Origin of the sequence: Spirochaeta isovalerica (genome assembly GCF_014207565.1) — a bacterium.
GTDB classification, from domain to species: domain Bacteria; phylum Spirochaetota; class Spirochaetia; order DSM-2461; family DSM-2461; genus Spirochaeta_F; species Spirochaeta_F isovalerica.
This window is the reverse complement of the sequence record NZ_JACHGJ010000003.1, coordinates 370,410-384,843: the sequence shown is the minus strand read 5'-3', so window position 1 is coordinate 384,843 and position 14,434 is coordinate 370,410. Positions and strand designations below refer to the sequence as shown.

At 46.8% G+C, this 14,434-nt stretch carries 15 protein-coding genes; 1 reads left to right on the top strand and 14 read right to left on the bottom strand.

What is annotated here, in order from left to right:
- The 6 genes from HNR50_RS11315 to HNR50_RS11290 form a co-directional block, all read right to left on the bottom strand.
- Positions 1–633 (bottom strand): methyltransferase domain-containing protein, encoded by a 633-nt coding sequence (locus HNR50_RS11315; protein WP_184746878.1) that lies wholly within the window; start codon positions 631–633, stop codon positions 1–3.
- Positions 633–1,523 (bottom strand): 16S rRNA (adenine(1518)-N(6)/adenine(1519)-N(6))-dimethyltransferase RsmA, encoded by an 891-nt coding sequence (rsmA, locus tag HNR50_RS11310; protein WP_184746877.1) that lies wholly within the window; start codon positions 1,521–1,523, stop codon positions 633–635. The genes HNR50_RS11315 and rsmA overlap by 1 nt, the downstream gene beginning before the upstream one ends.
- Complete coding sequence (locus HNR50_RS11305) at positions 1,471–2,931, bottom strand: ComEC/Rec2 family competence protein (RefSeq protein ID WP_184746876.1); 1,461 nt, start codon at positions 2,929–2,931, stop codon at positions 1,471–1,473. The genes rsmA and HNR50_RS11305 overlap by 53 nt, the downstream gene beginning before the upstream one ends.
- Before the next feature lie 111 nt (positions 2,932–3,042).
- Entirely contained in the window at positions 3,043–4,242 is a 1,200-nt protein-coding gene (locus tag HNR50_RS11300) for a hypothetical protein (RefSeq protein WP_184746875.1), read from the bottom strand.
- Positions 4,242–5,099 carry a hypothetical protein gene (locus tag HNR50_RS11295; protein ID WP_184746874.1) on the bottom strand — a complete coding sequence of 286 codons (858 nt, stop codon included), beginning with the start codon at positions 5,097–5,099 and terminating at the stop codon, positions 4,242–4,244. Before HNR50_RS11295 ends, HNR50_RS11300 begins: the two co-directional genes overlap by 1 nt.
- 67 nt (positions 5,100–5,166) lie before the next feature.
- Positions 5,167–6,282 (bottom strand): flagellar brake protein, encoded by a 1,116-nt coding sequence (locus HNR50_RS11290; RefSeq protein ID WP_184746873.1) that lies wholly within the window; start codon positions 6,280–6,282, stop codon positions 5,167–5,169.
- A gap of 89 nt (positions 6,283–6,371) precedes the next feature.
- Between HNR50_RS11290 and HNR50_RS11285 the strand changes: the two genes are divergently transcribed.
- Positions 6,372–7,043 (top strand): CPBP family intramembrane glutamic endopeptidase, encoded by a 672-nt coding sequence (locus HNR50_RS11285; protein WP_184746872.1) that lies wholly within the window; start codon positions 6,372–6,374, stop codon positions 7,041–7,043.
- A 151-nt stretch (positions 7,044–7,194) separates the two neighbouring features.
- Here the strand turns inward: HNR50_RS11285 and HNR50_RS11280 are convergent, their stop codons facing one another.
- From HNR50_RS11280 to HNR50_RS11245, 8 genes are all read right to left on the bottom strand, one after another.
- On the bottom strand, positions 7,195–7,623 hold the full coding sequence (locus tag HNR50_RS11280) for an SHOCT-like domain-containing protein (protein WP_184746871.1): 429 nt from the start codon (positions 7,621–7,623) through the stop codon (positions 7,195–7,197).
- A 19-nt stretch (positions 7,624–7,642) separates the two neighbouring features.
- The gene (locus HNR50_RS11275) at positions 7,643–7,924 is read right to left on the bottom strand and encodes a hypothetical protein (RefSeq protein WP_184746870.1); all 282 of its coding nucleotides are present in this window, start codon (positions 7,922–7,924) and stop codon (positions 7,643–7,645) included.
- Complete coding sequence (locus tag HNR50_RS11270; protein WP_221439858.1) at positions 7,924–8,292, bottom strand: DUF2089 domain-containing protein; 369 nt, start codon at positions 8,290–8,292, stop codon at positions 7,924–7,926. The genes HNR50_RS11275 and HNR50_RS11270 overlap by 1 nt, the downstream gene beginning before the upstream one ends.
- A 194-nt stretch (positions 8,293–8,486) precedes the next feature.
- Positions 8,487–9,434, bottom strand: a complete 948-nt coding sequence (locus HNR50_RS11265; RefSeq protein WP_184746869.1) for an adenylate/guanylate cyclase domain-containing protein — start codon at positions 9,432–9,434, stop codon at positions 8,487–8,489.
- A 242-nt stretch (positions 9,435–9,676) separates the two neighbouring features.
- A complete protein-coding gene (locus tag HNR50_RS11260) occupies positions 9,677–11,647 on the bottom strand; it encodes a fructose-1,6-bisphosphatase (RefSeq protein ID WP_184746868.1) in 1,971 nt (656 codons plus the stop codon).
- Positions 11,648–11,659: 12 nt separating this feature from the next.
- A complete protein-coding gene (locus HNR50_RS11255; protein WP_184746867.1) occupies positions 11,660–11,923 on the bottom strand; it encodes a hypothetical protein in 264 nt (87 codons plus the stop codon).
- 73 nt (positions 11,924–11,996) lie between these two features.
- Entirely contained in the window at positions 11,997–13,832 is a 1,836-nt protein-coding gene (locus HNR50_RS11250; RefSeq protein ID WP_184746866.1) for an SPOR domain-containing protein, read from the bottom strand.
- Between the two features lie 46 nt (positions 13,833–13,878).
- Positions 13,879–14,298 carry a hypothetical protein gene (locus HNR50_RS11245; protein WP_184746865.1) on the bottom strand — a complete coding sequence of 140 codons (420 nt, stop codon included), beginning with the start codon at positions 14,296–14,298 and terminating at the stop codon, positions 13,879–13,881.
- Positions 14,299–14,434 lie beyond the last annotated feature (136 nt).

Here is a 14,434-nt window from a genome sequence, read left to right as displayed (position 1 = left end):
TTAATTTCTTAAAATTACAATTGAACGGTGATCACAGAACTCAATGGATAATCCGGCCGTTTCAGCCATTATCAGGAAGGAGCGGGATGTAAAGAAGCTGATATGCGTCCGGTCTTCCCTGTACCACCAGTTCATAAAATCTTCATCCGATTCAGGTCGGAATAGAGTTTTTACAGAAATTGCAGCACCTGGAGATAACCTTTTTTTCAGCAGAAGCAGGGTTTGCATAGGTTCGGCTAGATGTTCAAAGACTTCGGTTGATGTAATAAAGTCAAAAGACCCTTCGGGGACTACAGGAGCATAGTATTTATCATAAATGATGACTGCGAAACCCCTCCGCTCCATAAGGCCGGCCAGGACGGGAACCGGACCTGAACCGAAATCCAGAATCCGCGCTTTTTCATCAGCAAAAGGCAAAACGGCCTCTTCCATGAAATTTGTCAGCCATTTGATATAACCGGCATTACCGGGATCATTATTGTGATGATCGTAGCGCGCTTTTTCTTCTTCATCGGTAAGGCGGTCGGCTTTATCGAGAAAGGTAAAACCGCAATTTCCGCATATGTGATATTTCAGCCCTCTCCTGTCGGTGAGGCTGCGGCATTCTCCGCGGCAAAGGAGACACTCCGTCACTATTGCGCCTTGAATTGACGGCTTATTTCATTGGCAATAGCTGCGTATTGATCAACCGTTACGGTTTCCGCTCTGGCGGAAAGTGCGATACCCTGAGATTCGAATCCATGGAAAAGCAATTCCGTTCCGTATTTCTGAAGTCGCCTCGCCGCAGCATTTTTCAAGTTGTTCTGAAGGGTTTTCCGTCTGGAAGAAAAGCAGTCTCTCACGAGGATGAAAAACAGTTCAGGATCAAGCAGCTCCACTGCATCTTTGCGGGGAGTCATCTTGATAATCTTCGATGAAACATTCGGCTTGGGATAAAAAGACCCGGAACCTATGGCGCCGGCATCTTTTACATCGCAGGCGTACTGGCAGATAATGGAAAAAGAGGAATAATTCTTTGTACCCGGTCTGGCCGTAACCCTGTCAGCCATTTCGCTCTGAACAATGGCTGCCAGCTGGCGGGGGAATGTCCTGTTTTCGATAAAGGAAGCGATGATGGCCGATGCGGCATTATAGGGGAAGTTGCCGATGACTCCCTCGGGGCTTCCGGAAATCTCATATTCGTCCTTCCAGGTTTTAATAACATCGCCTTTTACGACCTTAACTTTTTCATCGGCGAAAGCCATGGATAGATACTCTATGTAGCCCGGATCGATTTCAAAAACGGTAAGATCAGCTTTTTTTTCGAGAATGTGTTTCGTTATGGCGCCAAGCCCCGGACCGATTTCCCAGATTCTGTCCCCTTCATGAATCTCCAGAGTATCCACCAGCCTCTGCCTCGCATTTCTGTTTATCAGAAAGTTCTGACTCCATTTTTTCCGGGGTCCCAGCCCCATCAACTCCAGAAGAGCTTTAATTTCTGTCGGGGAATCGTAGTTTAAATTGAGATTTCTCTCTTCTTCCATAGGGTCTCCATATTGATCTGTAAAGCCATATTACAACAATGGCATATATTGATAAATAGACAGCGCCGTTCAGTCCGCGGGAAAAATCTATCGGAGGAAAGCCGGCAAAGAAAGATACTCCACTTTCAATGCCCCTGTAAAGGATGAGAGAAAGACGATCGGACAAGGATAACAGAACCGCTGGAAATCCTGCGGCCCCCATTCCGTAGAAAACCAGAGAAACCCACATAAACAATAGAACCAGCGGCGTCACAATCAGAGATGCGACTAGACCGACGGGATAGATTTCCCCGAACTGAAAGACCAGAAGCAGTGCTGTGGAAAGATGGGCTCCCAGTGATGCGCTGAGCGGCATGGACAGAAATGAGGGCAATCGAGTCTCCAGGTTCTGCTGAATTCGTTTCCCGAAAAGGATGAGACCGGCAAGAGCCAGATAGGAGAGCTGGAAAGAAAGGCTCCAACCTTCCACAGGGTGGAGAAAAAGCTGCAGACAGGCTGTGAGAAGCAGAAGTTCAAATACCCCGGTCCTCTTCCCTCCAAACTTGAAAATGACAGCCAGGGTAAACATTAAAAAGGCACGGATGAGAGAAGGACTCCCTCCTGCAAAAAGGAGATAGAGAAACAGGGGCGGGAGAGCAAGGGCCGATGCGTTTTTCGCACCGATCAATGGTTTGACCAGTCCGGTAAGAACAAGCACGACAATAGCCACGTGAAATCCCGATAAAGCAAGAAGATGCGGGACGCCGCTCCTTCTGAAATTGTCTTTAAGCTCCCCCGATAGATAATCGCTGTTTCCCCGGTAAAGTGCAAGAAAGAGAGCTCTGACCGGTCCTGACATGGAAACCGTCCCGCGGTCAAAAAGAGAAATCAATCTGTACCGACTTTCCCAAAGGGGTGAAGACCAGCCTCCGATTTCAGGATCTCCTTCAGCAAAGGCAATATAAGCGAGATCGCGGGCGTCATCCAGATAATCGACCGCGCATCTGAAACGAACAATTTCTCCCTGATATAATGGCTTCCATTCATCACTGCCGAGAATGAGAACAGATCCCGAAGCGGAACACTCCGTCCGAAGCATTCCTTCAGCCTTTATGAGGTTGCCTTTTACGATCATACGTCCTTTTGATGAAAGAAAAGAGTCTTCTTTCACCTCGACAGTTATATAGTCCACCTGATTGATCTCGAGTCCCGTCGTTGATTTCATCTGATTCATTTCTACGATTCCGCAGAGAAGCAATCCGCTGAAAATCCCTGCGATAAGGGGAAGGCTGGATCTCTTCATGGAGAATAGAAGAGGTGAAAACAGAAAAAGGAAGGGAGAATAGAGTGGGATATAAAAGGAAAACGTGAGAGCGAGAGAAAAGATAGGAAGATCTGTTTCCGGTCTGATTCTGATTTCAAGAGACATCACAATTCAAATGACAGAAAAAACTATTCCCGCGCTTTAAAAAAAGCCCGGTCAGGGAAAGTTTTCACCGGACCGGGCTTTGGGACATAAGGAAAAATCCTTTACATCAGATTATTCAAAATTCGCGATCGCTTCTTTCGCAAGCCTTACAACAGCCGGCGTGTAATCGGAAAACTGGACTTCCAGCAGAACCGGTTTTGCATTTATGTTCCCGCTCAATCCCAGAGAGCTGATCATCTGCCTGATATAAATCAGCTCAGTCTGATTGGCGGCGATACCGCTGAGCTGGCGGCTGTTAAAGTCTGAAAGCTTGTTACTCAGCCAGCTGACGGTTTCATCTGTTCCGTTCACACCCATTGCCTGAATGGCAATCAGTTTTTCATTGATGTCCTCTGCCCGGTCGAAGGCTTTCGCCAGATCCTCCGCGATATCGGGATTCTTATATTCATTGCTTATAAGAACCACCATCGCAGTCTGTCTCAGCCTGGCCAACTGATCCGCTTCCGTCTTATCGTTCGGAGAATATCTGAGACCTTCCTGCAGTGCCAAAACGGCAGTGCGGCTTTTATTTTCCGCCGGGGCATTTGAAGCATTTTCCACTTCGAGAGCAGTCAGTTTTGTCTTATAGCTGCTGTCAGGCCCGGAGAGAATCGTCAATATCGGTTCTGTCGGGTCATCGGAGATGACTTTCAGCGCTTCTTCAGCCCTGTCGCGGACACGGCGGGAATACCAGCCCAGAGAAGCGTAGAAGACCTGCTCAAACCCTCTGACGTCGCGCATTCTTTCAAGAGAGACAACGGCGGCATAGGCCAGGATCTCGGCAACCTGCTGGTCGGAATTGGTATTGAAATTGAGATTTCTCAGAATGATGCTGATCTGCGGAACCAGATCGACGGCCCGAATCTGACCGAGCGCCACTAGACAATCAGCCTGAAGAATGGGATTGTCAACATTATTGTAAAGCGTAAAGATGGTTCCGGCAGATTCTTCCGCCTTAAGGGCAGAGAGTTCGTTCACGATCATCCTCATCAGCTCATCTTTTTTGGCCCTTTCGGTCCGGTTCATCTGATCCTCCAGAGAGGATATCTGTTCGGCGAGAGCTTCATCGAGAACTTCTATGAGCGATGGATCATCCATCGCAACGATATTCTGCATAATAGCGTACTGCTGATCGATAGTCATGGCACGGCTGTACATTCTTTTCCAGACTTCCGACCGGTCACCGGCCGAGAGAAAAGAGAGGGAGACAACAAGCAGAACAAAAGTTAAAACAACTTTCCGGGAAAGTACTGATTTATTAATCCTGTTCATTATTTAAGCACCTCTTTCTTAATCGATGTGTATTCGTACTCCCATTCAGCCTTGAGGTTGCCGCTTCTGTAAAAATGTTTTTTTACGAGGGCGTTCCCGGCTTCATCAAGAACATATTCAATCGTATAGTTTACCACGGTTTTCCTGTAATGAGTTTCCCCGATAAGGTATTCACCTTCATAGGCATATTCGACGGCTTTATCGAGTTTGCCGTCAGCATCATAGGTTTTCTCACTCATTAGAAGATTGCCGTCCCATTCATAATCGATGTAACCTTCGCTTTCGCCGAGAGGAGTCAGAAACTCGGCCTTGAGCCTTCTGTCCCCATTGTAATCATAGCGGGTCACCATCATGGGCACATTATCTCCACTGGCTACAGTCCATTGAAGAATATTCCCCATAGAATCCCGCTCATAACGGGAAATCGTCTGAGGGACATCTTTCTGGTCATAGGAGATTTCCTCCACGACATAACCATTTTCATACTTGCGAACCATATAGATTCCCGGCTCATTATCTTCGCCGCGGAAATATTCAGTTCGGACGATCTTCCCGCCTTCCACTGAGTTTTGCATTCTCGTCAGGAGGATTCCTTCGGAATTGTACTCACGTTCCTCCAGCAGATTTCCGGAGTCATCGTAATCAGACTCTACATATCCGTCCACAATTCCGTCAGAAGACTTGAGAGTCTCCTTAACAGGAAGATAGACATCGATCATCATGGTTTCCTGTACCGGCTCTTCCACCGGTGCAGCTTTCACCTCTTCAACAGGCTCATCGACCATCTGAGGTTCTGTTGTAGCGCATCCTGTAAAGACCAGAATTGTCAGGGCTGCAATCCAAAATATTTTTCTCATATAATTATCCTTTTCTTAATCTCTCTATAATAATTTGTAAGTTCACTGATAAAAAAAATCAAGAGAACTAATCTTCATCAGACTCTTCAATCATCTCTAGCAATTCGGCTTCTTCATCAAGGGGCTCATCAGGATAAGGACCTTCATCATCATCGTCAATGACCGGTTCAAGATCATCGCCACCCTCCTCTCTTTCCCTGCGACGATGGACATCGTATACAAAGGAGAGTATTTTATTCCGCGTCTCATCATCGGGGCGCGTGAACTGAAGATGGAGAATGGATCTTTCCTGATCGGGATTGTACTCGAAATACCGTATGACCCCGCAGACGACCAGAATGGAATCGGAAAGCTGAAACTGAAGCTTGAGAAGCAACCCCTCCTTTCCCTTCCCCCCGATTATCAGAGATGCGCCATCTTCAGAGATATCCTGCATCTCCCCTCTGAAACCACCTTCGGACATAATAACATTGTCCACCTGGCTCAAATCCTGGAGAGGAAAAATAGTAACGGGAAATTCCGCTTTCGTCCTTATGGAATTGCGCCTCTGGCTTCTCAGTATATTACCGGAATGGGCTATGTGGAGCAGCTTGAAGGACCGGTCGAAATAGTCGTCCTTGACCCTGGATTCGAAATAATAACTCGCATCGTTCTTTTTCTGAAAATAGACCCGAAGATTCTGCCCCCTCCAGGTAACGCCCTGGGGAAGAGTGTTTCCCGAAGGATAACTGATTACGAGATAATTCTCATCGATTTCCAGAATCTCCGAATTGAACAGGCCCGATTTGCCCAAAGCGATTTTCAGCGGCTGCCCCTCTTTCAATTCGATGGTATGCTTCAAACCGGATTTATATCTCGGTTTATTGAATTCTATGGTTTTCCTGTAATCATAGAGCTTCCTGAGAAGGGCGCTCTCCTCGGGAGTATATTCAATTCCGTTATCCTCCACATAATTGCTTAAAACGGAAATGCTGTGATCGAGCTGATCAATAGAGAAAAAAATTGATACGGGGTTTTCCAGTCCCGCCTGCTCAGCCGCACTCCTGAGCATTTTCATTTCTCCGATGCTGAATCCCGCATCGGCTCCGCGGACATAGAATTCTCTCCATTGTTTTCCGGTTCCGGTCACGAGAAGCACGGTTACGGCTCCAATGACCACCAGCAGCAGTATAGCAATCCACATATTTTCACCTGTGAGTACCCGGTTATATCAGAAGAATACGGGAAGATTTTTATTGATAATAGATAAATATTACTATATAAGCCTTAGATATGGGAACAAAGAAATACAGAAGAGATACATTAATTGAGGCGGGATTGCTATTTTCCCTGTTCTATTTGCCTGGATATCTCTTTCTGGCAGGCATTCCCGATCCCCGGAGCTTTAATTCTCTTCTCTACAATCTGCAGATCTGGATTCTTCTGGTCCCCCAGATATTTATGGTCATTTACCTGATGCACCGCGACGATCTGCTTGACTTTCAATCCTTCGGGCTGGTGCGGCCGGGCGCAAAAGATATCCCTTTTATTCTGCTGGCGGCGGCCGGAACCGCGGCGGTGGTTATGGCGGTTCAAGTCACCATTATGCTTGTCGCCGGGGAAGTCCTGCCGGAAGAACCTCTTTGGAAGCTTACAAAGTACTCCATGATAGCACCGGTTTTCATATCCTCCCTGCTGACGGGGTATAGCGAAGAACTGTTCTTCCGCTCCTACCTCTACACCAGATTGGAAGTTCTGGATACTGAAAAATGGTCCCGCCTTATTTTTGTGAATATTCTGTTCGCCGCCGGCCATCTCTATGAAGGGGTTCCGGGAGGATTCAATGCTTTTATCCTGGGCTGTTATTTCTCTTTTTTATTTACAAGGAAGAAAAATATCCATATCCCGGCCATTCTCCACGGTCTCTATAATTTTTCGGCATTGCTGCTGACGCTCTTTCTGTGATATTTTATAAAAGAAGAAGCTCCGCGGCGGCTACCGCGAAGCTTCGGATCGTTAAAAGTTCCGCCGGATGACCAGCGGGGATCGGTACTTTATTCCCACAGTTGACTTACGGCGGGACTTGCCTTCTTCATAGTGAATGCGGAGATGTTCATCACTGGCAGTAAATCCTAACTCGTTCATTTTCTCCATCCACATTAACTTCCAGTTCTCTGAGTGCAACCAGGAATTCATCGAGATTCTCCTTTTTAATATCGGAAAGATTAAATTTCACCCCTTTTTCGTCCATGGCTTTATTGATTTCCCCCTGAACGTCTTCCGGCATAAGCGAGGCGATATTCACACCGGCTTTTATCAGGGCCATGGGAACCTTTATGTTCACATTCTCTTTCTTCTCCTCTCCGTTCTCCTTAAAGCTGTTTACATTCACATAGAGGTATTTCGGAAGACCGTCGGCTCCGACAGGATTAGCTGCAGCCATGGAAGGCGCCGCTCCTACGGCATCGAGCAGTCTGTCCGCTTCTTCCGTTGTGATTTTGCCTTCGCTGAGCATGTTTAAAATTTTCATTCTCTCTTCGTTCATATTTTTCTCCTTAAACTATCTATATTAATTTCAGAATAATTTCTGATTTGCTGTCACTGAACTCCACTTCCGTGCCGCTCAAAGAGCCCAGAAGACTCAATACCGCGGGAATCATCCTTATGGAAGCCTTCCCCGAAGCCCCTTCCTTCTCTACCGCCCTGTTATACCACAACCATCCGAAAGGCAAGGCGATAAGGATAAAAGGCAAAAGAAGAAGGTATACTATAATGAGCGGAATATAGAGGTTGACTCCGCGGCCTTCTTCCCGGCTCACTTTCAGTCTCATAATCATCGGCAGCATCACGATAACTCCTTCATGGCGTCTTCCACTGAGATCTCCCCTTTTTCCAGAAGATCAAGTACCGACATGGCCGGCTTCCGGTAATCCATTTCAATATCCACTCCCCCGAGTGCCGATGCAATATTCTTCAGTCGGTTCTTCACTGTGGGATAACTGATACCGAACTGCTTTTCCATCTCTTTTATCGACCCACCCGATTTAATGAAGCGGGCTGCAAAGATCTGATCCTCCTGACTGAGTGTCATAATTTCAGGCATATTGAACTGCCCTTCTATATGAACGTCCAGATCGGGAACATAGACTTTTTCAATAACCACTTTTCTGTCCCCGCTGATCGCCATCAGCTGCTGCCAATCTTTAACCATCATTCACTCCTTAATACAAATATACAACATATATCAATAATGTCAATTTATTTCAAATTTTTTATTGATTTTATTAATATACTCAATGTTTTATATTGATTTTATTAATATTCAGTTAATATTTCATAGTTACCACAAAAAAAATCCCCTGTTCCGCAGACGGGGACAGGGGATGATATTCCTTAGAGTAATCTCTATCAGCTGAAAACCGGTTCAGCTTCTTTGATACTGTGCGTCAGAGGAATGGACAGATAGGTCTCCTCCCCTTCAAACTGACCAGCAGAGGAAAAGAAATCGGCATAACCTTTACCCATGGATTCATAGACACGAAAGGATACGGCAATATGCCCGGGCAGACAGACTCCCTTCTCGAGATGGGCGGCGCAGTTAATGACTTCCGATATGATTTCGCCGGTATTGAAGGAAAAAGGCACTTTTCCCGTATCGATACCGATCCTCAATTGAATAGGTTCTTTCAGCGGATAGGAAGGATCGTGATTGAAAAGGATAAGAAGGGTTTGAATTTCCATGGCGAATTTGACTGAATGGACCAGGTGTTTTTTCATGGCGAAGGCAATTAAACCGCCGTCTCCTGCCCAGGACCAGATTCTTCCGTTGTAGGCATCCAGACGCTCTCTTAAAAAGGCCCAGAGAGATGCGTAAAGCTTTTTCATTTTCCCCGAGCCGTACCGTTTAACCAGACGGGAATTCTCAACGATGTCCAGGCTCAACACACTCATGCCGTAAGTTTTACCTTCTTTGAGAGCTCCCCAGTTCTTCATATCCAGAGGGTCATCTTTCCCGCTGACGATCCGCCTTTTATCGGGATTATAAAAGAAGCCGTATTGCGACAACTTCAGCAGAAAAGTTTCCAGTCCTTCCACGGAAACGGACCGGCCGAGAAATACTGAATCATCAATCTGAATAAGAAATTCGAGAAGGCTGATCTCCCCTTTTCTGTCCATGCAGTATTCAACGAGAATGGTTGCGGCGCGGCGGGAGGAAACGGTCTCGGTTGACCGGGTCCCCGAAACCTGATGAAGGTCGAATTTCCTGAAAAGGATGACTCCGATTTCATTAATTTCATCTGCCTTGAAAGTAAGAGCCAGCATTTCGATGACTTCCTGCTTTAATGAAATATCCAACACCTTGAATGTTCTCCTATGAACTTGAGCTATTTTATCACAGATTGATTTAGTCGTGCATCAACTTATGAGATAGAAGGGGATTTTTCAATATTAGTAAGGTAAAAAATACGAAGAAAGTATGAGAAAATCCTTAATTTGTGCAAATTTCAACAGGCTGAGAAGAGTTTTTTTTATTTATTTTCTCAGCCTGAGCATTATTATTGATTGCCGGAATTTCCTTCAAAAGAAGAATATCCCGATCAGTATGATTCCTCGCCCTCTTTAATCCGGCCGGTTCTGTAAGCATCCAGAAGGGCATTGAGGAGATTGATCTGGTTCTGTATTTTTTTGCCCTTATCCGTATCCTTAACCCGCAGCCTTTCCTGCACGCTCTCGAGCAGAATATCTTCCGTCAGTATATCCTGTTCCTCTTCCACTGCCAGCCTGGTGGAGCTGAACCCTTTATGCGAAACGAGATACATTCCGTGGGAATTATACACGAGAGTGTAGCCGGCGATCCCCGTATGAGGCTGATAGGCTTTGGAAAAGCCGCCGTCTATGACGATCAGTTTTCCCTCGCCTTTGACAGGGCTTTCACCTTTTTTTACGGCGACGGGAACATGCCCGTTTATAATATGGGATTTATCGGGATCCAGACCGAATTCCTCCAGTATCTTCCTTGCCGTATCATCGCTGTCCCGGAACTTGTAATAGGGATTTTTATTCTCCACATGAGTTTCGGGGGCATCGACAAAATACCGCTCGAAAGTGGCCATTTTATCTTTGCCGTATAAAGGAGACTGACGCCCGCTCCAGAGATACCAGACCGCGTCCTGTCCATAAGATTTCGATTCATCATCTTCCGACGCGAAATAAGCCTGCCTGGCAAGCCGTTCCACCCGGTCCATAAATGCACGGCCTGAATAAGACTCTCCATCAACTTCAAATCCGTCAAAGGATCCGTCATCTTTCATGGAAATGCATCCATGATAAAGAAGATTGTTGTTATGAATCAGGTACATGCTCCCCTTTTCATAGAGGAAGCGGACATGTTTGCGAAGATTGGTGCTGCTCTTGAAAGAGTTGGTCAGCTTGGTCATGATCTCTTTCTCTTTTTCCGAGAGTTCGAGAGGATGATCTTTATCGAATGTGGGAAAATTGGAATCGTTAACCGGATACTCCGCTCCGTCAATAACAACAGAACCCTTTTCCGGATCCAATGTGCTCAGAATATCCCTGTTATCCATCCGGAAGTGTTTTCTCCGCGAGATTATCTGGCCTTCCAGCTTCAACTGGATGATCGTAATGGCTTTATGCATCCTGGCGATCATCTGCTCTTCGTTGTAATCCATATCGATATCGCCGGTGTTTTTCGGAAAGAAACGGGTACAGGGGTCATCACCGTATGTCTCCATAGCAAACCTGACCAGAGGCAGGAGACTTATGCCGTAGGCATCTTCCAGTGTCGCCAGATTGCCGTAGCGGAGGGAAATTCTCAGAACATTGGCAATGCAGGCTCCGGAACCGGAGGCGGCTCCCATCCACAGGATATCGTGGTTCCCCCACTGTATATCAACTGTATGATAGGCGATCAGAGAATCCATAATAATATGGGCTCCCGGGCCCCTGTCGTATATGTCTCCGATTATATGCAGGTGATCTACAGTCATTTTCTGGATAAAACGGCAGATTGCGACTATGAAGGAGTGGGCTCTTTCCGTCGAGACGATGGATTCGATAATGCTGGTGTAGTATTCGTGCTTATTCAGAACGCTTTCCTGCTCGTGAAGAAGCTCCTCTATGATATAAGCATAGGCTTCGGGCAGAGCTTTCCGCACTTTGGACCGGGTGTATTTGGATGTGACGACACGGCTGATTTTTATAAGGCGGAACAGAATGATTTTAAAAAACTCATCGCGGTTTTCGACTTTTTCCAGCATAAGGGGAAGCCGCTGTTCGGGATAAAAAATCAGCGACGCCAGATGGCGCTTATCCTCTTCCATGAGCGTACCGGAAAAGACTTCTTCTATTTTCCGGCGGACCGAACCGGAGCCGTTTTTCAAAACATGGAGAAAAGCTTCCGATTCGCCGTGTACATCGGAGAGAAAATGCTCCGTTCCCTTGGGCAGATTGAGTATGGCGCTGAGGTTGATGACTTCCGTGCTGGCTTTCCGAACTGTGTTATACTGCCTGGCCAGCAGTCTGAGTGCTTCGATATCGTAACTTTTCATTTATCGTCCTGACTATTTGAGGGCTTTGAGGGCCTGCAGATAGCGATCCCTGTCAAATTCCTTTACTTTTGCGTTGTTGAGCCTGTGGAGCTCCCCTTCGAAAACGGCCGCGAACATCTCTTTCACTTCCAGAGAACTGTATCCGCGGTCTTTCATTTCTTCAAAAACCGCAGCGATCCCATCGGGATCATTGTCCGAAAGCTGATTGTCAATCGCCTCGAGAAGGTACTGCCTTCTTTCTATCTGTCTTTTGTTAAACCATTTTTTTAATAACATGAAATCCCCGTGAAAACAACAAATATCTGAGATAAAAAAAACTGCCCCGGGGGGCAGCTCCATTTTACACGGCTCAGTGAGGACTGTAAAGAAAGGCGTCCCCGTACCCCAGGCTTCTGAACCTTGTGATGACAATACCCTTTTCATCTCTGGTAATCGGCCCTATAAGCAATTTGTAAAGCTGATTCTCGCCGCTGCCCACAGTCAGGACAATGGTGGGATAGGAATCGTTTATGCTCTTGATTGTGCTGTACAGAACATCGATATTGCTGTAGGTTCCGAGCTGGAGATAGGATCCGCCATTATGCAGTTCCCGGACAATCAGGTGCTCCAGTTCTGTCCGCTCGACCAGTTTAGGCTCAACGGTTTTCTCCTCAGGCACTTTATCGGTCTCAGGTTTTTCCTCGCTTTTGGGAGGCGGTCTGAAATCTCCGGGAGTAAGGAAATATATGACATTCCCTTCCGGTTCCTCAGCCGGAGAAGTCATGGTAAGCTCATCCGTTAAGACTTCAGGCTCTGCAGTTTCTTCCGGGGCGGAGACAATGACCTCTTCGACAACTTCGGGAGCTTTTTCCTTCTCGGGTTTTTTTTCCGGTTTCTTCTCAGGGGTTTCGACAAAGTCTTCCTCCATTTCGATAATAACAGGAGGTTCGGAAACAGTTTCGATTTCCTCTTCCGGCTCGACAAGAGCGACAGCGCTGTCATCGAGAGTGGTCACCGATATACTGTCATCATCAGCGAGATAGCTTATGACTTCGGGAGGGTCTTCCTCTTCAAGCTCCGGTACGGAAACGTAAGGTTCGTTGAGGACAGTTTCATCGAGAGTTTCCGGTTCCAGTTCCAGATCAGGCACCATGACGATTGTCTCTCTCAGATCTTCAGGCATTTCCCCCACCGCGGGCTCGGATACAAGGGCATCAGCCAGATCCGAACCGGCTTCTCCCTCTTCGGGTTTTACAGGCTCGAATATGAGAAGATCATCGACAGTAGTATCCAGTATTTCCGAATCGATATCATCCGATTTCAGAGCTAAAACAGGTTCATCGGCAATAGGCTCCGCGGGTTCCGCAGATTCTGATTTTTCACCTTCTGCGCCGGGCAGGTCATAGGGCTCGAATGTCTCGGGAAGATCGTTCTCGGAAAATTCTTCAGGGAGCGGTAACTCGTCCTGATTGTATTCACCGGCCTTATCATCGGTCAGCGCCGGAGTTTCGCCGCCGGAATCCAATAGAACGAGAGGATCATATCCCTCTTCAAAAGCTGTTCCTTCGCTGTTCATAAGAACCGGCGGTATATATTCATCGATGTCAGCTTCCGGCGGTGCCGATTCAGCTGAAACAGCAACTTCCGGTGCTTCCGGACTTTCGGTAATATCAGCAGGAGGATTCACTAAAACTTCCGAAGCATCGGAAAGGGTTGGCTCTTCAATGGTCCCGGCAGCTGCGGTTTCACTTTCCGCCGCCTCTCCTGCCGCCGCAGGGGCTTCGGTAAGTTCTGCCGACGGGTTGAGGTCGGGATCGCTGCTGAAAGCGCGGTCTTCGGCATAACTGGTCATAAGGTCTTCATTCTGTCTTTTTTCAACAACCTGAAGATCGAGAACATCATTATCGGGGAACGAGAGAGCTTCGCCCGCTTCGGGGGAAAGCACGAGAAAAAGTCCGGGCTGCCGCAACCTTTTAACAATGGTTACAGAAACGGTTTTCCCGTTTCCGGGATTGGTCACCGCAACAACAGTGTTAACGGGAAAGGAATTGGATGCTCCCAGATATGATCCGGTAGTGCGCTCTTCGCTGTAATAGGATTTGAACTCATCCTCTCCCGATACGGCCGTCGTTCCGAAATGAACAGACTGTCCGTAAAGAAAAAGAGCGGTGCAAATCATCAGTGAAGTCAATAATATCCGTTTCATTTATAAAAAACCTCTCTGCTTATTTTCGGCAGAATAAAAAAATGGATTACAGATAAAGACTGATTTTTTCGGCAACCTCTTCACCTATAAGATAATATAATTGCCTGTTATCGAGTCCGCCGCTGTTCTGAATTTCCGAAAAACTGACGGCTCCCTCTTCGAGAATCATGCCGTTAACCGTTGCCTGAAATTTCCATTTAACCAGTTCCTGATCGCCAAGGGGTTCGATTGTAATCATAAACCGCGCATCTTTGGCCCCTTCCACTTTGTATCCCGCGGCATTGAAGGTGGAGAAAAGAATCACGCCCCGGTCAAAAAGAACATCCATTAATCCGTCTTCCACAAAACCGGCGGCTGTAGAGGCTCCGGGATCTGTGTCTCCGTTAAAAACGGAATTGACGATTATGGTTGATGCGTACAGCTGGGCCGCTGCCAGCAGCAGAATCAGAATAGATACTTTTTTCATTAACTTCCCCTTTTTTAAGGCTCCACTTCCCTTATCGACATATGAAATTCATTTTTTAGACTCTCTATTAACTAATGAAACATTTAGTGTTACCATCTACCTATAGGGAGAGCCTGTTACCGGGCGAATGCCTATG

Coding starts and splice junctions, on each gene's coding strand:
- rsmA (WP_184746877.1), bottom strand. CDS start 1,523: ATGGAAGAAGAGAGAAATCTCAATTTAAACTACGATTCCCCGACAGAA.
- HNR50_RS11305 (WP_184746876.1), bottom strand. CDS start 2,931: ATGTCTCTTGAAATCAGAATCAGACCGGAAACAGATCTTCCTATCTTT.
- HNR50_RS11300 (WP_184746875.1), bottom strand. CDS start 4,242: ATGAACAGGATTAATAAATCAGTACTTTCCCGGAAAGTTGTTTTAACT.
- HNR50_RS11295 (WP_184746874.1), bottom strand. CDS start 5,099: ATGAGAAAAATATTTTGGATTGCAGCCCTGACAATTCTGGTCTTTACA.
- HNR50_RS11290 (WP_184746873.1), bottom strand. CDS start 6,282: ATGTGGATTGCTATACTGCTGCTGGTGGTCATTGGAGCCGTAACCGTG.
- HNR50_RS11285 (WP_184746872.1), top strand. CDS start 6,372: ATGGGAACAAAGAAATACAGAAGAGATACATTAATTGAGGCGGGATTG.
- HNR50_RS11280 (WP_184746871.1), bottom strand. CDS start 7,623: ATGAACGAAGAGAGAATGAAAATTTTAAACATGCTCAGCGAAGGCAAA.
- HNR50_RS11275 (WP_184746870.1), bottom strand. CDS start 7,924: ATGCTGCCGATGATTATGAGACTGAAAGTGAGCCGGGAAGAAGGCCGC.
- HNR50_RS11270 (WP_221439858.1), bottom strand. CDS start 8,292: ATGATGGTTAAAGATTGGCAGCAGCTGATGGCGATCAGCGGGGACAGA.
- HNR50_RS11260 (WP_184746868.1), bottom strand. CDS start 11,647: ATGAAAAGTTACGATATCGAAGCACTCAGACTGCTGGCCAGGCAGTAT.
- HNR50_RS11255 (WP_184746867.1), bottom strand. CDS start 11,923: ATGTTATTAAAAAAATGGTTTAACAAAAGACAGATAGAAAGAAGGCAG.
- HNR50_RS11250 (WP_184746866.1), bottom strand. CDS start 13,832: ATGAAACGGATATTATTGACTTCACTGATGATTTGCACCGCTCTTTTT.
- HNR50_RS11245 (WP_184746865.1), bottom strand. CDS start 14,298: ATGAAAAAAGTATCTATTCTGATTCTGCTGCTGGCAGCGGCCCAGCTG.